10 protein-coding genes are annotated in these 22253 nt (G+C 43.9%); 8 read left to right on the top strand and 2 right to left on the bottom strand.

Translation table 11 applies throughout. The features are described 5' to 3' along the window. The first annotated feature begins 286 nt into the window (after positions 1 to 286). On the top strand, positions 287 to 4882 hold the full coding sequence (locus UYC_RS0103465) for a response regulator (protein ID WP_016873248.1): 4596 nt from the start codon (positions 287 to 289) through the stop codon (positions 4880 to 4882). Next, complete coding sequence (locus UYC_RS0103460; RefSeq protein WP_016873247.1) at positions 4879 to 5259, top strand: response regulator; 381 nt, start codon at positions 4879 to 4881, stop codon at positions 5257 to 5259. Before UYC_RS0103465 ends, UYC_RS0103460 begins: the two co-directional genes overlap by 4 nt. A 4-nt stretch (positions 5260 to 5263) precedes the next feature. On the opposite strand, the gene UYC_RS0103455 is transcribed toward UYC_RS0103460, so the two are convergent. Both UYC_RS0103455 and UYC_RS0103450 read right to left on the bottom strand, forming a co-directional pair. Continuing rightward, positions 5264 to 11155 carry a PAS domain-containing protein gene (locus UYC_RS0103455; protein WP_016873246.1) on the bottom strand — a complete coding sequence of 1964 codons (5892 nt, stop codon included), beginning with the start codon at positions 11153 to 11155 and terminating at the stop codon, positions 5264 to 5266. Beyond that, positions 11152 to 11418: a helix-turn-helix domain-containing protein gene (locus UYC_RS0103450; protein WP_016873245.1), complete on the bottom strand. Its 267-nt coding sequence runs from the start codon at positions 11416 to 11418 to the stop codon at positions 11152 to 11154. The genes UYC_RS0103455 and UYC_RS0103450 overlap by 4 nt, the downstream gene beginning before the upstream one ends. 461 nt (positions 11419 to 11879) lie before the next feature. Here UYC_RS0103450 and UYC_RS0103445 point away from each other — a divergent pair, with 461 nt between their 5' ends. The 6 genes from UYC_RS0103445 to UYC_RS0103420 all read left to right on the top strand — a co-directional run bounded on the left by UYC_RS0103445 (position 11880) and on the right by UYC_RS0103420 (position 21922). Continuing rightward, positions 11880 to 12560 (top strand): Hsp20/alpha crystallin family protein, encoded by a 681-nt coding sequence (locus UYC_RS0103445; RefSeq protein ID WP_016873244.1) that lies wholly within the window; start codon positions 11880 to 11882, stop codon positions 12558 to 12560. An 86-nt stretch (positions 12561 to 12646) separates the two neighbouring features. After that, a complete protein-coding gene (locus tag UYC_RS0103440) occupies positions 12647 to 13471 on the top strand; it encodes a GerMN domain-containing protein (RefSeq protein WP_016873243.1) in 825 nt (274 codons plus the stop codon). Positions 13472 to 13504: 33 nt separating this feature from the next. Then, positions 13505 to 13681, top strand: coding sequence for a hypothetical protein (locus tag UYC_RS38755; RefSeq protein ID WP_016873242.1), 177 nt, complete (start codon positions 13505 to 13507; stop codon positions 13679 to 13681). A gap of 369 nt (positions 13682 to 14050) precedes the next feature. After that, positions 14051 to 16474, top strand: coding sequence for a response regulator (locus UYC_RS0103430; RefSeq protein WP_016873241.1), 2424 nt, complete (start codon positions 14051 to 14053; stop codon positions 16472 to 16474). Continuing rightward, positions 16471 to 21543 (top strand): PAS domain S-box protein, encoded by a 5073-nt coding sequence (locus tag UYC_RS0103425; RefSeq protein WP_016873240.1) that lies wholly within the window; start codon positions 16471 to 16473, stop codon positions 21541 to 21543. The genes UYC_RS0103430 and UYC_RS0103425 overlap by 4 nt, the downstream gene beginning before the upstream one ends. 1 nt (position 21544) lies before the next feature. Continuing rightward, positions 21545 to 21922, top strand: a complete 378-nt coding sequence (locus tag UYC_RS0103420) for a response regulator (RefSeq protein ID WP_016873239.1) — start codon at positions 21545 to 21547, stop codon at positions 21920 to 21922. The last annotated feature ends 331 nt before the right edge of the window (positions 21923 to 22253 follow it).

Here is a 22253-nt window from a genome sequence, read left to right as displayed (position 1 = left end):
TCCTCCGTTGTAGACGCCCGGAGGGCGGCTTCCCGTCAGGGTGGCGACTGCGGAGAGGCAGAAGGTAAAACATCAAACTTTTAAAGCCAATCCCCAATCCCTAATCACCAGTCCCCAGTCCCCAATACCTTTTACTCTTTAAAATTTGTAAACCTCGGTTAGATATTTATTAACTAAAATTACATCTATCTGGCATATGTTTGTAAGATCAACATTGTTAGATTTAGATTTTAATTTGTTCGGCTCGCAACTCCTAACTCTTGTCAAGATAAATTAACTTTTTACAATGAAGATATTAATTGTTGAGGATGATGAGTTTGTTGCTCATGCACTTGCTGCTGTCCTTACTAATTACAATTATGCTGTAGAAATTGCCTTAGATGGTCAGGCAGCATGGGATTTAATACAAACATTCGATTATGACGTAATTCTATTAGATGTCATCCTGCCACAGATAGATGGAATTACTCTTTGTCGTCAAATCAGATCCCACGGATTGCGAATGCCAATTCTGTTGTTGACGGGATGTGATAGCAGCCACGAAAAGGCTATTGGGTTAGACGCAGGTGCAGATGACTACCTTGTTAAACCCTTTAATCAAGAGGAATTAGTTGCCAGGATTCGAGCACTTTTGCGTCGTGGTAGTTTAATATCCCAGCCAATTCTAGAATGGGGTGATTTACGGCTCGATCCTACAAGTTGTGAAGTCACATATGCCGAGAAGTTATTGTCATTAACTCCTAAAGAATATGCACTGTTAGAACTGTTTTTACGAAACAGTCGGCGAGTGTTTAGCTGTGGGATGATTTTAGAACATCTGTGGACTTACGAAGATACTCCCGGAGAAGAAGCTGTTCGCACCCATATCAAAGGATTGCGGCAGAAATTAAAAGCTGTGGGAGCATCAGCAGATTTGATTGAAACAGTTTATGGCATTGGTTATCGTCTGAAGCCACTTAAAGAGGAAACGGCAGAAGAGGACAAGGGGACAAGGGGAGGGGGAGACAAGGGGAGTTTTTCTCTCTTTGCGTCTTCTCAAACTGCCTCTTTTGAAACCACCTCTACCCAACAGCAGACTCTCGAAGCAATTGCGGGATTGTGGAATCGCTTTCAACCCAGGGTTGAGGAACAAGTAACGCTGCTAGAGCAAGCAGCTAGTGCTGCTCGCCAAAAAGCCTTGCATCAAAAACTGCACAAACAAGCACAACAAGAAGCCCATACTTTAGCAGGTTCTTTAGGCACTTTTGGCTTGACTTCTGGCTCTAAGTTGGCACGCAAAATAGAGCATTTGCTCAAAGCGAATAAAACTTTGACAAAAGACGAAACTAACCAATTTGTGCATTGGGTAGAGCAATTACGTCAACAAATCACCTCTAATGAGCAAAATACATTATCTGCACCACAGAGTGAAGATGAGTATCCCTTATTATTGGTTGTAGATCGCGATCGCTTACTCGCCGAACAAATCCAAGCAGAATCTCTTACCAAGGGCTTAAAAGTTACTATTGCTACTAGTATTGAAAGAGCTAAAAATAAGCTGTACCGAGAGCATCCCGGTGTAGTGCTATTAGATCCAGATGTTTCCTCAGATATTGAAGACAGCTTTAGTTTGTTAGCAGAATTAAAACAGCGCAAGCCGCCTGTACCAGTAGTAGTTTTTACTGAACAAAGTGATTTTACCAACCGTTTGCAAGTCGCTCGTAAAGGTGGGCATACCTTCTTGCAAAAGCCCATGCCTATTACCCAGGTACTAGAAGCAGTCACGCAAGTATTACAAGAAGCTCCCCATGCTGAAGCTCATATATTGGCTGTAGATGACGATCCAAAAATTGGTGCGCTGTTACAAACTTTGCTCAATCCTTGGGGCATCAAAGTCACAACTTTAGAAGATCCGCAGTGTTTTTGGGAAACTCTGCAAACTGTCAATCCCGATCTGCTGATTCTGGATGTAGAGCTTCCTGAATTTAGCGGGATCGAAATTTGCCAAGTAGTACGTAACGATCCTCAATGGAGCGAACTGCCAATTTTATTTCTCACAGTTCACAGTGATGCTGACATTGTGAATCAGGTGTTTGCAGTTGGTGCGGATGACTTTGTGAGCAAGCCTATTATCGGCCCAGAATTGGTAACGCGGATCATCAATCGTCTCGAACGAATTAAACTGCGACGGCAAATGCAGCCAAGCGATCGCTTTCTAGAAAATGAAGATAAGCTAACACAAGAAAAACTCAACACTCGCCTTCGTCAACAAGCCACAGTAGCTCAATTAGGACAGTCAGCTCTTTTGGGCAAAGAACTTTCTAGCCTCATGGATGAAGCAGTAACACTAGTGGTGCAAAACTTGGGAGTTGAATATTGCAAACTCATGAAACTGCTTCCTGAAGAAGATACCATGCTTTTATGTGCTGGTGTGGGCTGGCGTGAAGGAATTGTAGGTAAAACAACTATTAACTTAGATGCTTCTGGCTCTGGTTACACATTACTGGTGCAACAGCCAGTAATTATCGAAGACTTACGCACAGAAACGCGATTTCAGCCTTCTTTGCTACTCCAAGAACATGGAATAATTAGCGGCTTGAGTGTACCAATTCCCAAACAAAATGGTTCCTATGGAGTTTTGGGAGTATATTCTTCTCAAAAACAGACTTTTACCGATCGCGATATTAATTTTGTTCAATCTGTTGCAAATATACTTTCGGCAGCATTGGAAAGACAACATACAGAGCAGGCTTTACGTCAAGCCAAAGACGAATTAGAACAGCGAGTAGCAGAACGTACAGCAGAGTTAACTCGAATTAACGAGCAACTCCAGTCAGAACTTAACGAGCGCCAACGCGCTCAGTCAGAACTGCGAAATTCCCAAGCAATGTTTGCTGGAATTGTATCAATTGCAGATGATGCAATTATTTCGATTGACAGCAATCAAAATATTACTTTATTTAACCAAGGAGCCGAGAAAATTTTTGGCTACGAGGCAAGGGAAGTACTTGGGCAGCCACTAGATTTACTCATACCATTACGGTATATCCAATCACACCGCCGCTATGTGTCTGACTTTGGTAATTCTGCAAAAGTCGCCCGTCGGATGGGAGAGCGCCGCGAAATTTACGGAAGGCGCAAAGATGGTACTGAGTTTCCGGCAGAGGCTTCGATTTCTAAATTAAAGCTGGGGCAAGAGACAGTATATACCGTTTACTTGCAAGATATTAGCGATCGCAAGCAAGTGGAACGAATGAAAGATGAATTTGTCTCTGTTGTCAGTCACGAACTCCGCACACCCCTAACTTCAATTCACGGCTCTTTAGGAATGTTAGCCAGCGGTTTAATTAAGCCAGAGTCAGAACAGGGAAAACGCTTGCTGCAAATTGCTGTAGACAGTACAGAACGCTTAGTCAGACTGATTAACGACATTCTGGATATTGAGCGGATCGAGTCGGGTAAAGTCAAAATGGAAAAACAGATGTGTGATGTTGCTGACTTGATTGCAGAAGCAGTAAACGTGATGCAACCCCTGGCAGATAAAGCAGGAGTTACCATATCGGTTTCAAGTTTATCTCAACAAATCTGGGCAGATCCTGATCGCATTGTCCAAACTCTGACAAATCTTTTGAGTAATGCAATTAAATTCTCGCCTGCTGGTTCTACTATTTGGTTGAGCGCAGAGGAGGAGAAAGGGGACAGGGGACAGGCGACAGGGAATAGGGGACAGGGGATAGGGGACAGGGGACAGGCGACAGGGAATAGGGGACACGGGGACAAGGAAAATATTTCTTTCTCCGCATCACCGCGTCTGGTGCTCTCCGCGTCTTCCTCCTCTCCCCACATCTTATTCACTGTTCGCGATCGCGGGCGTGGCATTCCAACTGATAAACTCGAAAGTATTTTTGAGCGCTTCCAACAAGTTGATTCTTCCGATTCCCGCAACCATGATGGTACTGGTTTGGGCTTGGCTATTTGCAAGAGTATTGTCCAACAACACGGCGGACAAATTTGGGTAGATAGCGAGTTGGGCAAGGGTAGTGCTTTTTATTTTACGCTCCCCCTGTCTTTGACGCCGGAGCGCTCCCAAGGTACTGCTTCTGGGCAGACACAAGGCACTGCCCCTACGCTCTACTCTCCTTTGGTACTTGTCTGTGATGATGATGCACAGGTGCGCACTGAATTGCAAAATCTGCTGGAGAAACGGCACTATCGGGTAGTTGCGGTATCAAGTGGAGAAGAGGCGATCACCGCTGCCTCTGCTCAACATCCAGATGCGATTGTACTAGATCTGCTGATGCCCGGCATGAATGGTTGGGAAACAATGGCTGTTCTCAAGGAACGAGCAGATACTCAAAATATCCCGATTATTATTTGTAGTGTCTGTGGACTTGTCAATACCAACCAAAAAAAGCAGGATTTTGTGGATTGGGTGAGCAAGCCATTAGAAGAAAGCTTGCTATTTCAGTCATTACGACAGGCACTGCAACATTCTTCCAAACTAGTTCGCGTATTGTTGGTTGAGGACGATCCCAACTTAGCAGAAATGCTGCAAACTTTGCTTGAACATCATAATATTGAAACTTTCCATGCTAAAACTGGACGGGAGGCAATCCACCTCTCTCAGGAGGTAAATCCTGATTTGCTCATTCTCGATTTAGTTCTGCCTGAAGGTGACGGCTTTAGTGTTGTGGGATGGTTGCAACAGCATAAACGTCTTTGTAAAATTCCTCTGATGGTTTATTCGGCTAAAGAATTGGAAGAATCTGAGAGAACGCGATTGAAGTTAGGACATACGGAATTTCTCAGCAAAGGGCAAGTAACACCCCACGAATTTGAGCAACGAGTAATGACGCTACTACACGAAATTACTCAAAATTCCGCACAGGATGATTCAGAATGACTAATAAAACAATTTTGGTAGTTGATAACGAAGAATATATTCAAGAAGTTGCCAAAATTTGCTTGGAGACTGTGGCAGGATGGAAAGTACTGACAGCAAGTTCTGGAAAAGAAGGTATTAGCAAAGCTGAGATTGTTAAACCTGATGCGATTCTCTTGGATGTGATGATGCCAGATATGGATGGTTTAGCGACATTTGAGAAACTACAAAATAATCCCGCAACAAAATCGATTCCGGTAATTTTGTTGACTGCTAAAATTCAAGCTTCCGATCGCCGTCGCTATGCTCAATTGGGTATGAAGGCAGCGATCGCCAAACCTTTCAATCCTTTGGAATTAGCATCTCAAGTGGCAACAGCCTTGGGTTGGAGTTTGTAAATTTTTACTTGCGATTTACCAAAGTAGCGATCGCCCTCACCAACACTTCTGGATCTACAGGCTTAGAAATATGCTGTTGAAATCCAGATGCTATTGCTTGTTTTTGATTATACTCTCCGGCATAGGCAGTAAGCGCGAGCGCCTTTACTAGTCCACCTTGTTCGGGCGATCGGGCACGAATTTGCTGCATCAACATATAGCCATCAATTTCTGGCATTCCAATGTCACCAATGAAGATATCGGGGGGTTGGTGATCAAATGCCATCAGCACTTCAGCAGCAGTTGCAACTACCATCACTTGCGCTCCCTGCTGTTCTAAAATCACCTTTACCAACTCCCTCATATCCTCATCGTCATCAACCACTAAAATTCTCAGTTGACTTAAATCAACGGATTGAGCGGTGGTTAAATGTTCTTCCCCTGCCTCTTCCCCTTTATTCATTAAAGGCAATCTGACAATAAATGTAGCCCCTTGCCCTTCTCCCAAGCTCTGGACTTCAATGCTTCCTCCATGCAGTTCAGTCAAATGACGAACGATCGCTAAACCTAAGCCCAATCCTCCAAACTTACGAGTCGTTGTGCCATCTTCCTGCCGGAAGCAGTCAAACACATAGGGTAAAAAGTCTGACTTGATACCCTTGCCCGTATCCTTGACTTGAATTTGGGCATAAGTACCAATTTGATCTAAATGAACTTCAACTTCTCCTCCATCAGGGGTGAATTTAACAGCATTGGAAAGTAAATTCCAGACAATTTGTTGCAGCCGTGCAGCATCACCACAAAGCTGGGTGTTTTGCACAGATATAGTGGTTCGGATTTGAATTTGTTTGGCTTCTGCTGCCAGTCGCACCGTTTCTAGGGCAGATTCAACCACGGTAACCAGATTGACAGGGCAAACGTTTAATGCCATCTTGCCTCGCAAAATTCGAGACACATCTAATAAATCTTCAATCAGTTGAACTTGCAGTTTGGCATTGCGTTCAATTGTTTGTAGAGCACGCTTTGTTGCTTGTGGATCAAATTGGCGCGTTTGTAATAGCTTTGACCAGCCTAGAATCGGGTTGAGGGGCGATCGCAGTTCATGGGACAATACTGCTAAGAATTCATCTTTGATCCGGTTTGCTTGCTCTGCGGCTTCTCGTGCGGCTTGTTCTTGTTGCAAAACCCGTTCGCGATCGCGTTCAAGTTGCACTCGTTCGCTAATGTCGCTGGAAATTCCAATCAACCCAATCACTTCCCCAGCCTCGTTGCGGTAGGGCGCTTTCATACCCAGAAATGTCCGAACTCCATCGGGTGATTCCTCAACTACTTCCGTGTGTCCAGATTCCATAATCCGCTGATCGTTTTCCATCACTCTAGCTGCGTCTTCAGAGTTTGGATAGAGATCGCAATCTCGATAGCCAATCACCTCCTTTGCAGTTTTACCCAGTACTTCCAACGTGGCGGGATTGGCGTAAATGATCCGTCCTTGTCTATCCTTGACAAAAATTGGCGTTGGTACTGACTCGTTAATCACATTTAAAATAGCATTCTTTTGCCGCAGTTCTTCTTGAATGCGTTTGCGATTCTCTTCGAGGCGCTTGGCGACAGTAATGTCAATGCTAAGATTTACAATGCCATCTGGAGCTGGATAGACTCGGTTTTCAAACCAGCGATCCCAAAGGGGATAGTAATACTCAAACTGAGTCGGAATTTTGTCACGCATAACTTGATGCAAGCGATCGTAAAACTCAGTCCCAACCAGATCGGGAAAGAGATCCCACATACTTTTGCCTAAAATCTCTTCGCGGGGCATTCTCATTGTTTCGGCAGCTTGAGCATTGAGATAAGCAATTCGCCAATCGCGATCAAACAACACAAAATCTTCTCGAATGCTTGCCAAAACTTCTTGCAGTTTCGATTCTGCGGCTTCTGCCAAAGAGCGTAAAACTTGTTCGCGCACAAGCAATTGTTCTCGTTCTGTCTCTGCTTGTTTGCGATCGCTAATATCCAGAAAATATGCTACACCGCGATCGCTATAGCCAGGTAACAATGCACCTCCAATCAGGATGGGAACCTGAGTGCCATCTTTACGGATATAGGCTTTTTCAAACGGAGGACAAACCCCTTGTGCCAGAAGTTGTGCTTGCATTGCCGCATCAATCTCATGAAACTCTGGTGGCGTAATGTCTTTCCACAAAATCTGTCTTGATTGCATTTCTTCGCGGCTATAGCCCAGCATTTGCACCGCCATCTCGTTACCATCGGTAATGCAACCCGACGCATCCCAGAAAGCAATGCCCACCATATTCGACTCCACCACGCCTCGGAAGCGGGCTTCACTTTCACGTAATTCGATCTCGGTTCGCTTCAGTTCGGAAACATCAATGGCAGCGCAGGTAATACCGACAATAGCGTTGTTTGCATCGCGTAAAGGTTCTACAGTTAAGTCGTAGTAATTGTTGATGCCATCTCTGGTGATTTTAATTTCTTGACGAGCACCAATCCCGGTGTTGAGAACTCGTTGTTTAATCTCTGTGAGTACCTCTGCATCTTCTGGTGGCAAGAAATCGCGATCGCATTTGCCGATCATTTCATCCAGATCGTGCATAACTGGATTATGAATCCAGGTGTATCTTAGTTCGCAATCTTGGTTAAACACGGTAATTGGGGCATTTTGCAATGCCACGCGCAACCGCTCTTCAGTATCACGTAATGCTTGCTCGGTTTGTTTGCGCTGGGTGATATCACTAAAGAAAATGGAAATGCCATCATTCAGTTTAACTGCCATGTTGCGGAACCAGCCGGTAATGCCATCGGCGTTGTATAACAATTCAATATCGTGCGGTTCCCCGGTTTCAACCACTCGCACATAGCGTTCAAATAATTCGCTGTTGAGTTGATTCCCTGGCAGCACTTTGAGTAACCTTTGCCCAACCAGTTCATCGGCAGGATGCTGGAGAATTTCTGCAGCTTTGGGATTTACATACGTCCATTCAAAATCAACGATCGCTCCAGTTTCATCTCGCACACTATCCAAAATCGTAAAAGCATCCAACGACAGTTCCTGACTGATGCGGAAGCGCTCTTCGCTGCGACGCAGGGCTGCTTCTACTCGTTTGCGATCAGTAATTTCCGCAATCACAATCGTCAGCCCATGAGACGAAGGGTAAACTCGGTGTTCATACCAGCGATTCCAGGTGGCGTAGAGATACTCAAACTGCAAGGGCGTTTGCTCCCTCATCGCTCGATGAAATTGAACGTAAATATCGGTGTCAATGGCATCAGCAAACAAGTCCCAAATGCCCTGTCCCAAAAGTTTTTCTCGCTCCATCCCCGACATTTCACAATAGCGATCGTTGACGTAGGTGTAACACCAATTGCGATCGAGGACATAAAATCCATCATTAATGCTCGACAAAATGGTTTCAACGGTTTGCTTGGCGCTTTCTGCTTCAATTCGTAGTGCCTGTTCCCGTTGCATTGCTTCTCGCCGCAGTTGTGCCAACTTCAAGTTTGCTTCCACTCGCGCCAGCAATTCACGGGCAGAAAACGGCTTCGTCAAGTAGTCATCTGCTCCTGTCTCTAATCCCTCAATCCGGGCTTCTTCTCCCGCACGCGCAGACAGCAGGATAATCGGAATGTCTCTGGTAGTTGGCTCTGCCCGCAACTCTCGCAATAGCCCAAAGCCATCTAAGCCGGGCATCATCACATCAGTTAAGACGAGATTGGGCACTTTTTGCCGAGCGATCGTTAACGCCGCCATGCCATCTGCGGCAGTCTCTACCTCATACCCCTGGCTTAACAACAACCTTTTCACATAGTTGCGCATATCGGTGTTGTCATCGACAAGGAGGATACGGGCAGAACTGGGCAGAGGAGAAACCTCTGTGTGAATTCTCTCCCCTGCTCCCCTGCTCCCTTGCTCCCTTGCCTCTTCTGGGGGAGAAGTTCTAGTTTCTGAGTTTGGCAAAATAGTTTTTGAGTTTGGCGAAATAGTTTTTGAGTTTGGCAAAATAGTTTCTGAGTTCGTCGAAATAGTTTTTGAGTTTGTCTCCCCAGCTTCTCTTCTCCCCCTGCTCTCTTCTTCCGGCAGCCAACGCAGAGCTTCTTCCACGTAAGAGACTGCACCTAAGGCACTTGAAGTCAGGCTTCGTGCTGTCTGAATACGATCCGAGGGCAAATGAGCCATCCCAGTCGGAATTGTGATGGTGAAAGTTGTGCCCTCTCCCTCAATGCTTTCAACCTGTACTTGTCCCCCATGAAGTCGGACTAATTCCTGCACGAGTGCCAACCCGATTCCAGAACCTTCCTGAGTTCTTCCTTGCGCTCCCTCAACCCGGTGAAACCGTTCAAATAAACGGGGCAATTCTGCGGTGGGAATGCCAATGCCGGTATCGCGCACGGTTAATTTAACTTGGTTGTGTACTTGCCTTAAAGTTACAGCAATCTCGCCTGAGAAGGTGAACTTAAATGCATTTGAGAGCAGGTTAAGAACAATTTTTTCCCACATTTGGCGATCAATGTAAACTTCTGCCGATAGTGGTTCGCAACTGATACTAAACCGTAAGCCTGCTTGCTCGATCGCCGACTGAAACACACTGGCTAACTCGGTTGTATATGCGGCTAAATCAGTGAGTTCATACACCGCTTGCATTCGCCCAGCTTCAATGCGTGAGAAGTCAAGCAAGGTGTTAACTAGTTTTAGTAATCGCAATGAGTTGCGATAGACAAGTTCAATTTGCTGATGTGGTTCGGGTGGAATTAAGCTTTCTTTCGCCAATATCTCCTCTAAAGGCCCTAGCATGAGCGTCAGTGGTGTGCGAAATTCGTGAGAGATATTGCTGAAAAATGTGGTTTTAGCGCGATCAAGTTCTGCTAGTGCCTCAGCCCGTTTGCGTTCTTCTTCATAGGCGCGGGCACTAGCGATCGCATTGGCAATATGCCCTGTTGTCATCTCCAAAAATTGACATTGAGCATCATCTAACGCTCGATAGGGATTCACTCCCAGCACCAGCACCCCCACCACAGAGTCTTGGGTTGAAGCTCGAATTGGCAGGGCGATCGCTTGCCCAAGAGGAATGTGTAAGGGGCCAACTGGAAATTTTCCCCAATATTGCACTAGATTTTTTAATATAAACAGTTGCTTGCTGTGTACAACTGAGGCTAGTGCTTGGGTAAACAAATTGCTAGGTTGAGTCAGATCAAGCTCTGCTGGGGCAATCAAAGGCTGAATTTGAGAAGGAGTTTGTGCTTGTAAAGTTGCTTTGGTTGCCTCAGAATTCAACAGATAAAGCAGGGCAACAGGAATGTCAGATGAATTTTGTGAAAGGGTTTGTATTGCTTTTTGACAGGCTTGCTCAACAGTTTTGGATTGCCCAGTTTGAGCAGCTAAATTCCGTAAGGTGGCTAATCGACGTTCTCCTACGACTCGCTGGGTTGTTTCCGCAACTGCAGTGAAGGCTCCTCCCACTTCTCCTGTTTCTAAAAAAATAGGGCTGTAAGAATAGGTAAAGTAGGCTTCCTCGGTATATCCATACCGATTGACTAATAATAATAAATCGTCTGACCAAGTTGCTTTGCCAGTCTTGAGGACACTATGCAGCTGTGTGCCAACAATATCCCAAATTTCTGACCAAACTTCCTTTCCTGGCTTACCTAATGCTTGCGGATGTTTGTTGCCTAAAATCGGTCGCCATGCATCATTGTATAGTAAGGTTAACTCTTCACCCCACCAAATCACCATCGGAAAGCGCGAGTTCAAGCAAATATTGACTGCAATCTTTAAGCTCTGTGACCAATTTTCAACAGAACCAAGGGGTGTTTTTGACCAATCGTGCGATCGCATGAGCACCGCCATCTCGCTGTCGCCAACAAAAATTCCTGCTGCGATCGCCCCTGGTTCCCCTGCACTCATAATTTTGCTGTACCTTCTGGAAAATATTTTATTCGCAATGCCTCACCGCGATCGCCTAACTGTCGTAGCAAAATATCAATTTGCTTCAGCGCTAGAGGAGAAGGTGTGGCGTGTCCATTCTCCCAGCGATTAATTGTAGGGAAAGTCATCCCCAACTCCTGGGCAAACTTTTCCTGAGATAAGTTCATCGCTTGCCGCAATTCTCGAACCAGCTTGCCGATCAGCGGTTGTTCTGGACTCAGCCGTTTTTCCTTCAGAGTCATTGCAACAACAGGTATAAAGAGCTTTATATCTACCAATTTTGGTCAGATGTAATGCAATGTCTATCTACCCACAGATAGACAGTAAGCTAATTTTATTAAACACAAAAGTTTTCAATCAAGCCAGGGTGTAGGGTAAGTCAGAAGTCAGAAGCCAGAAGTCAGAAGTAAAACAGGCATTATATATGACTTTGAGACTAAAGTTTTGTACCTCACGCTCCTTGAAATACGCTGTAATAGAATTAGGAGGCGGAGCCTCCCAGTTTTCATTACCATGCAGAGCATGGTAACGAGAAGAGAAACGAGAAAATGAGAAATTCCCTGTTCCCTGTTCCCTTTTATCTTCACAAGTTCCTCAAACTCTTTTTTTAACTTAAAGATAGAGCCGGAATTCACAGAGGTTGATCCCTGTTACTTTACTGGCTCAAAATCGAAGTTTTATAAAGCGTACAAAGGAAAAGGGTATGTCTTTAATTCATTGGCAACCTTTAAGAGAACTTCATACTCTACGACAACAAATGAATCATTTGTTTGATGAGTGGATGCATGGCGATCGCCCTGGAGACTTATTGCCAAAAGTAAATATAGCTTGGACTCCGGCAATTGAACTCAAAGAAACAGACACAGACATGATCCTTAAAGCTGAAATTCCAGGTATTGAGGCTAAAGATCTAAATGTAGAAGTTAGCACAGATGCAGTTTTAATTACTGGAGAATACCAACAAGAAAAGCGCGAACAAGACAAAAGCTTCATTCGCTCTGAATTTCGCTATGGACAGTTCCAAAGAATAGTACCTTTGCCTGTACCAATACAAAACGAGCGCGTTAAAGCTGAATTTAAGAATGGTGTTCTCACACTTACGCTTCCTAAAGTCGAGGCAGCAAAACGCAATGTGGTGAAACTCGATTTCAGTAGCGAACAAGCAGCGCGGCAAGCAATGACTAAAGAACGTCAACACGAAGAACACCTACAAAAAACAATGCACGCTCGCACATTAGAAGAATTAGAAAAACAAACTAGCAATAGCATTAAAGAAGAAGCGAGAGAATCTTTGGTTGAACAACGTCAGCACGAACAACACTTGCAAGACACGATGCACACTCGTGTAGCGGCTGAAGTCAACACACCAAATGTCACCACTTAAAAGTCTTTATTAACCAGCAACTTGTCAGAAAAAAGATAGATATTTCTGGAAAAATTTTCAAGTTTATTAATCAGCAGGAGATAGCTATGAAAACCCAACATATTCATTTAATTCATCAAGAGGCTATCGTTGGTTTTACACTACTCCTGCTAGCTGCCGTAGGAGGGGGTGCATGGTGGGCATGGCAAACTACAACACCTAAGTCTGTAAATAAAACACCTATCCCTTCACGAGTAGAAAAGTCTCCAATTGCAAAGGTACAACCAACTGTTATTCCTTACCCACCACAAAAACCAATTGCAAAGGTACAACCAACTGTCATTCCTTACCCACCACAAAAGCCAATTGCAAAGGTACAACCAACTGTCATTCCTTACCCACCACAAAAGCCAATTGCAAAGGTACAACCAACTTTCATTCCTAAACCAATAGCGACATCAACACCAAAAATCAATCAGCCATTAACACAACTGCAACCGCAAACTTATTGGTTGCAAGCTACAGGTGAGCACATTCGTTTAGTACCGCACGAAGTTGCTGTTAAACCAGAAGATTCACAAGAAGTTGCTCTCAAAGCTGCACTCGATCAGCTTTTAACCAGTTCTAAAACTTCCGACTTGACTACTACAATTCCTGCTGGTACTCGATTACTTAATTTGCAAGTTACTGAAACAGGAATTTATGTGAACCTCTCAAGAGAGTTTACTCAAGGAGGGGGCAGTACTTCCATGATTGGTAGAGTGGCACAAGTACTCTATACCGCCACTAGTATTGAGCCTGAAGCTAAAGTATATCTTTCTGTGGAAGGGCAACTCCTAAATGAGGAGAATCCTCTGGGTGGAGAAGGAATAATGCTGACAGAACCTCTCACACGAAAGCAGTTTACTCAAGATTTTGCCATTCAAGCATAAAGTTTCAAGTACAAAAAATCAGGAGAAAATTGTATGACTAATAATACAAAACAAAATGGAATTTTGCAGGCAATTTTAGAATTTCCTCAGAAAATAATTCGTTATGTCTCTAGCGCAGCCGTGAGAATTTTTAGTCCTCGAGATGACAACTATCCAGAAACAGGAGTACAACCATTTGAAGGAGAACCCCCAAAGAAGAAAGACTATTAAAGGGGACAGGCGAATGGAGATTGTGAGAGGAACATGAGGAAGAGATGAGGGAGATAGGGAAGATGAGGAAGCATTACTCTTATTACTTCCTCACCTCCCTCAACTTCTTTTCCCCCTGTCCCAATTACACACTTTTACCCCATATAACAAGAGGTATAACGACAGATTATAATAGTAAATCAAATAAAATTGTTATGAAATCATAAGTATAAATCTATCTCAGGGATGATTAAAAAATACTGTTACAGGTAGATAAGAATATAAGATGATGTAATTCCCAAAAAAACTATTATTGACTTCAATCCAGATTTCTTGAAATCTTGGACATTACCATTACTAGGAGTTCACTTGAGTGAAGGTCATTCCTTCATGAAGATATTATTAATTGAAGATGATCCGTCCATAGCTCAATTTCTCTCAAATGCTTTGACTGCCTATCGTTATACTGTAGATACTGCAGCAGACGGACAGTTGGGGTTGGAGTTGGCTACTCAGGGAGAGTATGGTGCCATCTTACTAGACCTTATGGTTCCTAAAATAGATGGACTGAGCTTATGCCGTCATTTACGCCGTCAGGGGTGTCAGACTCCAATATTGATGCTGACAGCAAAAGACTCAGATGAAGATATTGTGACTGGGCTTGATGCTGGAGCAGACGTTTATGTGACAAAGCCTTGTGAGCCTTCTCAGTTGATCGCAAGAATTCGTGCTTTGTTGCGCCGTCAGGGAAGTGCTGTTTCATCTCCTGTTTTGAAATGGGGGGCGTTGTGTCTCGATCCAGGCTTGATTCAGGTAACTTATCAGCAACAGATCATTACCCTGAGTCCGAAGGAATATAGTTTACTAGAGCTGTTTTTACGCCATCCTCAACGCATTTTCAGCCGCAGTGCCATTATCGATCACCTGTGGTCGATTGATGAATCACCTACAGATGCTGCGGTGACTAATTTGATTAAAGATTTGCGACGCAGGCTGAAATCGGCAGGCATCACGGAGGATGTGATTGAGACGGTGTACCGATTGGGATATCGGTTGAGAGTTCCACCACAAACAGACAAAAAACACAACGAAGAACAACTAGATTGGACAAAGCAACAGGAAAGTTACCTTAAACAAGAAGGGATAGTTCTATTTGATGAAGCACTCCAAGATTTTCAAGCTTCCTTAGAAAAACGGCTTGAGGTTTTAGATAGAGCTAAGTCATTACTGCAACTAAATCATCTCGACTCTTCCGAAATAGAACGAGTCACAGAGGAAGCACATCGACTAGCAGGTGGATTAGGAACATTTGGATATATTAGGGGTTCGGAATTGGCGCGATCGCTCGAACATTTGTTTGTGGAGAGATTGCTTCCAAAAGAGGAGCTTTATACAAAGTTCTGCCAACTCTTAGAAGAACTCAAGCAAGAAATTGCCAAACAACCAACTCCTTCAACGATTACAACTCCACAAACTGCCTCCACACCATTGGTTGTGGTGATTGATGATGATAGTTCATTTACAGAAGCATTGCAACAAGCAGCAACAAAGCGAGGATTTCGACTGGAAGTTGCTCCCAGTAGAGTAATTGATTGCCATTGGAATGTAACAGAGGCTCCAAGTGTAATTGTATTGAGTCTTTATGGGACTTCAATGCAAGCAAACGAACTGTCTCTAGTTCAAAATTTGAAGGTGCAGTTTCCCGCGATACCAGTACTTATCCTGGCGAAACAGGATCGTTTAGATGAAAGAGTTGCAATTGCCCGCTTTCGGAATGTCCGTTATCTCCTCAAACCAGTAACAGCACAAGAGTTATTGGAAACAATAGCTACAGTTTTGTCACGTAATATAGTTGCCGATGCCAAGGTGATGGTTGTTGACGATGATCCAGTCATGCTGAAAACACTCACCTCTCTGCTACAACCTTGCGGACTGCAAGTGACGACTGTTCCTCATCCAGAAATGTTTTGGCATATCCTAAAATTTACAGAACCAGATGTGTTGCTGTTAGATTTGAAGATGCCAACTTTCGACGGAATTGACTTGTGTCGTGTGGTGCGGCAAGATTCAGCTTACGCAGATTTACCGATTGTAGTTGTGACTGCTCACACCGATATAGATTCTATTCAACAAGCATTGGCAGCAGGAGCAGATGATTTTCTTTGCAAGCCGATCGTTGGTTCAGACTTAGTTAGTCGCGTCATCAATCGAATTGAGCGATCGCGCAGTTTTGGTGGAGGCAATTCACGCTCACAGCAACAACAACTAAAAATACTGCCAGAAGAATCTCAAGCATGGCAGAGTGAGATAAACAAGGATGGGCTTACCAAGGTTGCTTCTGGGCAATATTTTCATGAATTTCTTGCCCAGGTGTGGCAACATCTGAGTGGCGAGCAAGCCCCTCTTTCCCTGATTATATGTGATGTAGATAATTTCACCTTCTATAACGATAGTCATGGTTATCAGGCAGGAAATTTTTGTTTGCAACAAATTGCTAACGCAATCAGAGAATGCATTAACCCCACTAGCGATCTATTAGCTCGATATGGAGAAGATAAATTTGCCGTCGTTTTGCCAAATTCCAACCCCAATGCAGCATTGCAGGTTGTAGAGCAAATTCAGTTTAAAATCGCTAATCTACAAATTTCCCAAAATTCATCAGACAAAACTCGCCAGATCTCTTTGAGTCTGGGTATCACTAGTACTGTTCCCACAACAGAAAAATCTCTCCAAAATGCAATTGCGATCGCTACTCAAGCACTGTATGCTGCCAAAGCAAGAGGAGGCAATACTTACTGCTTGTATCCATCATGATCGACTCGGCAAATTCGTCTCAACGCCTGCAAAAATATTTTGCCAAAATTCCGCTGTGGCTACTGCTAGTGGTTCCCTTTGTCTTGCAACTTCTGGCGACTGTTGGAGTAATTGGCTATCTTTGCTATGAAGCTTGGCAGCGCTCAACGCACAAAGTCGCAAACCAGGTAATGAAAGAAGTGGGCGATCGCGTACAGCACTATCTAAGTGATTATTTAGAAACTCCCCAACTCATTAATCGCCTCAACGCTAACGCCACCGACTTGAATCAGATAGATATCAACGATCCCAATAGTTTAGAAAGCCATTTTTTACAACAAATCCAAGCCTTTAATTCTGTCAGCAGGATTCATTTTAGCAACCCCCAAGGCGGATACATTTCTGCCGGCAATGATGAACGCGGTTTGTCAGTTGCATTCACAGAAAATTTTGTCCGAGGCACTCTTCATGTATATGGTGTAGATAATCAAGGCAAGCGCACACAGCAATTTGTTCATCAACAAAATTATGATGCTACTAAGCGACCCTTTTATCAAGCAGCTGCCAAAGCAAGCAAACCGATATGGACTCCGATTTATGTCTACATTCCTGCTTCTACGGGTTTAGGGATTGCCGCTAGCTATCCTCTCTACGATCAACTAAATCGGCTCCAAGGTGTTTTATCAACTGATTTAACACTGGCAAATATTAATCAATTCCTCAGTAATCTGAAAATTGGCACGCAAGGAAAAGTTCTGATCTTAGAACGCTCTGGGCTGATTGTAGCTTCTTCAACCTCTGAAAAACCATTCTTTATCAGTAGCAATCAAAGACAAACCATACGACTCAAGGCAACTGAAAGTCAAGAACCACTGATTCGTTTTACAGCCCAACATTTGGTTTCTTACTTTGGTGACTTAACCAAGATTAAAACACCAGAGCAACTTCAGTTTGAAGTCAAAGGTAAAAGATTATTTCTACAAGTCAACCCCTTCACAGATCGGTTTGGTCTTGATTGGTTAATTGTAACAGTATTGCCAGAGTCTGATTTGATAGCAGACCTTGATGGCAACACCCAGCGGATGATGTTATTGTCAGGGTTTACACTACTATTAGCAATTGGGACGGGAATTCTCACAGCTTGTTGGATTGCTCGCCCAATTCGTCGCTTAAAAAAAGCAGCCCAAGCTATTACTAAAGGACAATTGAATTATCCAATCGCAACAGGTGGCATTGGTGAGGTTGCCCAACTAGCCCAAGGTTTCCAAGTAATGGCAAATCAACTAGATAGTTCGTTTCGAGCGCTAAAAGCCAGCGAACAAAAATTTGCAACCCTTTTGAGTAATGTCCCAATTGGAATTAGCGTTTTTGATGCCAAAGAAAATCCGGTTTTGATCAACAAAGTCGGTGAAGAAATTTTGGGACGTGGACTAGTATCTGACATATCGTTTGCTCAACACTCTGAAGTTTATCAGATCTACGTGGCAGGAACCGACCAACTTTACCCCACAGAGCAGTTACCAGCTACACGAGGGCTGCGGGGAGAAACCGCGTTGATTGATGACATGGAAATTGAGGTAAATGGCAGGCGGATACCCTTAGAGGTACATACGATTCCAGTATTTGATGATGATAGCAATGTCATCTATGCTATTAATGCCTTCCGAGATATTACGCAACGACGCCAAGCAGAAAAACTATGGACAGACTACGAACAGGAACTAAAATGCCGGGTTGCTGAAAAAACAGCAGCCCTGCGCCAAAGCGAGGAACGGTTCCGATTGGCTGTAAATCATGCCCCTGATGTGTTTGTCATTTACGATCGCGATCGCCGCTTTTTGTACGTCAACGAAAAAGCGCGAGAACTAACAGGATGGACACTTGATCACTTCATCGGTTATCGAGACGACGATTTGTTCCCACCGGAAGTAACTGCACCTTATTTGCCGATTCTGCAAAAAACTATCTCTACAAAAACACTGCAAATCGGAGAGTGTACGATTAAGTTGCCTGAACAGAAGCCCTCCACATTTATTGTCAAGTACGTACCTTTATTGGATGAACAAGGCGAGATTCAGCAAATATTAGGAATGACGTTTGATATTAGCGATCGCAAGCAGATTGAAGAAATTCTGCGTCAAAGCGAAGCCCGCTTGACGATGGCTCAACGTGTAGCCCAAGTAGGTAGTTGGGAATTCGATTTAAACAGCCAAAAGATGACTTGGTCAGAAGAAACATTCTATCATTGGGGGTTCGATTCCACTCCAGAGGAACCAAGTTATACCGAACTGCTAAAAAGAGTTCATCCTGAGGATCGAGAAATTCTCAACTACTTTTTTGAACAAGCGATCGCCCAAGGAATTCCTTATGTCTTAGATTTGCGAATTGTACGACCTGATGGTTCAATTCGCTACCTCGATTATCGAGGTGAGCCTTTGTTTAATGCCCAAGGACAAGTTATCAAGCTCATTGGTACATCAGTTGACATTAGCGATCGCAAATGGACAGAAGAAGCCCTGCGTCAAAGTGAAGCCTTGAATCGAGCCATTGTCAATGCACTACCCGATTTAATTATTCGGATGCACCGAGATGGAACTTATTTAGATGTCAAGCCAACAACTGCATTTCTCACCTCTGCCTCACCCCTAGTAGTAGGGCTAAACGTGCAAGCTGTTCTTTCTCCTCAAGTAGCACAACGAAGAATAGCTGCGATCGAAAATGCCCTGCAAACAGGAGAAATTCAAGTTTACGAGTTTCCATTCGTAATTCAAGGACAATCTCTCTGGCAAGAAGTGCGAGTGATGCCGCTGGATGTCGATGAGGTTTTAGTAGTAATTCGCGATCTGACAGAACGCAAAAAAGCTGAAGAAGCAGTACGGCTACAGGCTAAACGAGAGCAGTTGCTCAGAGGAATTACTCAACGCATTCGTCAATCACTCGATTTGGAACAAATTCTAGCTACAACCGTGAATGAAGTGCTGCAAACACTCCAATCGGATCGAGCATTGATTTTCCGCCTGCACGGAAATGGCACAGGGCAGGTAATTCAGGAGGCTGTACGTCCAGAATACCCAGTTACCGAGCAAATGCTTTTTCCTGATGAGTGTTTTCCTCAGGAATGCTATGAGTATTACTGCCAAGGACAACCTCGCATTGTTAGTGATGTGTTTGCAGAGGATTTTAGCTCCTGTCTCGTAGAATTTATGCAAAAAATTGGAGTTAAATCTAAAATAGTTGCACCGATTGTGCAAACAACAGAAAACTCATCAACTAAAGTTTGGGGGCTGTTGATTGTTCATGCCTGTTCCCAGCATCGGCAGTGGCAACAATCAGAGGCAGACTTTTTACAGCAAATCAGCAACCAATTAGCAATTGCAATCCAGCAAAGTCAGCTATATCAGCAAACTCGCCAGCAAGCCCAACGAGAGCAAACACTCAACCGAGTAGTGCAAGCAATTAGAAATTCTCTAGATTTGGATACTATATTTGCAACCACAGTCTCGGAAGTGGGTTTGCTTCTCCAAGTAATGCGGGTGAATATTATGCAGTATCTACCAGAGCGTGGCATCTGGGTGAGTGCAGCAGATTATGTCCAAGATCCGAGCTTAGGAAACACCGTCGGCTTTGAAATCCCTGATACAAGTAACCCCATAGCAACAAAAATCAAGCAATTTGAGATTGTCCAAATTATTAACGATGTTGCTTCAGAAGAGGAAATAGCCCAAACATATCAAGGAGCCTGTTTGATAGTTCCTCTCAAAGTTGAACAGCAAATATGGGGAAGCCTAACCTTAGTTAAAGATCCGCCCTCTGCTTGGCAGCAGTTTGAAGTAGATTTGACAATAGCAGTAGCAGATCAACTGGCGATCGCAATTCAACAAGCAAACTTTTACAATCAGTTACAAATTGAACTAACTGAGCACTGCCAAACAGAGGAAGCACTGCGCCGTAGCGAAGAACAGTTCCGCAAGGCATTTGACAATGCACCAATCGGCATGGCATTGGTGTCACTCAAAGGACAATTCCTCAAAGTGAACAATTCCTTGTGTGAAATTCTTGGCTACAACGGGGAAGAACTGCTGGCACTGACATTTGCGGACATCACTCATCCTGATGATCTCGAACCTGATTTGGAAAGTCGGCGACAGATTTTGGCAGGTGAAATTCGTGTCTATCAAGCGGAAAAACGATACTTACACTCATCAGGCAATACGATTCACGTTCTGCTCAAAATATCGCTCGTCAGAGATCAACAAAGACAACCCCTTTATTTCATTGCTCAAATTCAGGATATTAGCGATCGCTACAAGATTAATCGCATGAAAGATGAGTTTGTCTCGATTGTCTCTCACGAACTTCGTACTCCATTAACGGCAATTCGCGGTTCTTTGGGAATTTTGGAAACGGGTGTTTTAGATCACGATCCTGAACAAATCAAAGAATTGCTGCAAATTGCACTCAACAACAGCGATCGCCTAATGCGTCTTGTTAACGATATCCTCGATTTGGAACGGCTGGAGTCAGGCAAAGTCAAACTTGTGATGGAAGCGTGCGAGGTTGCCAATTTGGTGAAGCAGGCAACAGAATCAGTACAGGCAATAGCCGACGAAGCAAATATCACACTTTCTGTAAAATTTTCAAATATTCAAATCTGGGTAGCTCCCGATGCGATCGTGCAAACACTAATCAATTTGTTAAGCAACGCTATTAAATTCTCGCCTGCTGGCAGTACTGTTTGGTTAAGCGCAGAGGAGGGGATAGGGGATAGGGAACAGGTGACAGGGGATAGGGGACAGGGAATAGGGGACAAGGAGAAGATTTTTGATAATTTCTCCGCGTCTTCCCGCTCCCCCTGCATCTTATTTACTGTCCGCGATCAAGGGCGTGGCATCCCTTCAGACAAGCTCGAAACTATTTTTGAACGTTTCCAACAAGTGGATGTCTCCGATTCGCGTTCTAAAGGAGGCACTGGGCTAGGATTAGCTATCTGCAAAAGTATTGTCAAACAACACGGCGGCAAAATTTGGGTAGAGAGCCGTGTAGGAGAAGGAAGCACGTTTTATTTCACATTGCCAATTACTAGGAAATAGGATGACTAAACGTATACTTGTTGTAGATGACGAAAAAGATATTCGCAGAGTTGTTCAAATTTCTCTGGAAAAGATTGCTGGCTGGCAAGCAATCATGGCTGAATCGGGGCAAGAAGGATTACTCAAAGTTAAAAACGAAAGCTTAGATGCGATTCTTTTAGATGTATCAATGCCTGATATGGATGGGTTTCAGTTTTTTGAACAACTTCAAGCTGATACAGCTACCCAATCAATACCAGTAGTACTGCTGACGGCAAAAGTATTGCCAAGCGATCGCCAACGCTTTGCACAGATGGGGGTTGCTGGTGTGATTACAAAACCATTTGATCCCATGACAGTTTGGAGTCAAGTAGCTAAAATTTTGGACTGGCAGGTGTGAACTAGCTTGAAAATAGGGGCTAGGGGCTAGGGGCTAGGGGCTAGAGAAGAGAGATTTTCATGACGAGCGTTGTGTGATTTATTACATGACCGTCTAGCTTGAAAATAGGGTTGGGGGAATAGGGAACGGGGAACAGGTGAAAGGGTTTTTTCATGTGTTTTGGTGTACGGAGGCTACTTATGAATTCAGCGGCATAATTGCTGCAATGATTTAAGCATTTCTTATCAATGGAAGAGCATTTGTTGCAAAGAATGAAGTATTTGCTGCAATTACACCAATTTGAAAAAAGAATGCGACAGATAGACATTGTAGAGACGTGCCATGGCACGTC

The sequence above is a fragment of the Chlorogloeopsis fritschii PCC 6912 genome, from assembly GCF_000317285.1.
Lineage (GTDB): Bacteria > Cyanobacteriota > Cyanobacteriia > Cyanobacteriales > Nostocaceae > Chlorogloeopsis > Chlorogloeopsis fritschii.
This window is presented reverse-complemented; position numbering and strand designations above follow the sequence as displayed.

Bases quoted from the DNA above. Each gene is read 5' to 3' on its own strand.
- UYC_RS0103465 (WP_016873248.1), top strand. From the start codon at position 287: ATGAAGATATTAATTGTTGAGGATGATGAGTTTGTTGCTCATGCACTT.
- UYC_RS0103460 (WP_016873247.1), top strand. From the start codon at position 4,879: ATGACTAATAAAACAATTTTGGTAGTTGATAACGAAGAATATATTCAA.
- UYC_RS0103455 (WP_016873246.1), bottom strand. From the start codon at position 11,155: ATGAGTGCAGGGGAACCAGGGGCGATCGCAGCAGGAATTTTTGTTGGC.
- UYC_RS0103450 (WP_016873245.1), bottom strand. From the start codon at position 11,418: ATGACTCTGAAGGAAAAACGGCTGAGTCCAGAACAACCGCTGATCGGC.
- UYC_RS0103445 (WP_016873244.1), top strand. From the start codon at position 11,880: ATGTCTTTAATTCATTGGCAACCTTTAAGAGAACTTCATACTCTACGA.
- UYC_RS0103440 (WP_016873243.1), top strand. From the start codon at position 12,647: ATGAAAACCCAACATATTCATTTAATTCATCAAGAGGCTATCGTTGGT.
- UYC_RS38755 (WP_016873242.1), top strand. From the start codon at position 13,505: ATGACTAATAATACAAAACAAAATGGAATTTTGCAGGCAATTTTAGAA.
- UYC_RS0103430 (WP_016873241.1), top strand. From the start codon at position 14,051: ATGAAGATATTATTAATTGAAGATGATCCGTCCATAGCTCAATTTCTC.
- UYC_RS0103425 (WP_016873240.1), top strand. From the start codon at position 16,471: ATGATCGACTCGGCAAATTCGTCTCAACGCCTGCAAAAATATTTTGCC.
- UYC_RS0103420 (WP_016873239.1), top strand. From the start codon at position 21,545: ATGACTAAACGTATACTTGTTGTAGATGACGAAAAAGATATTCGCAGA.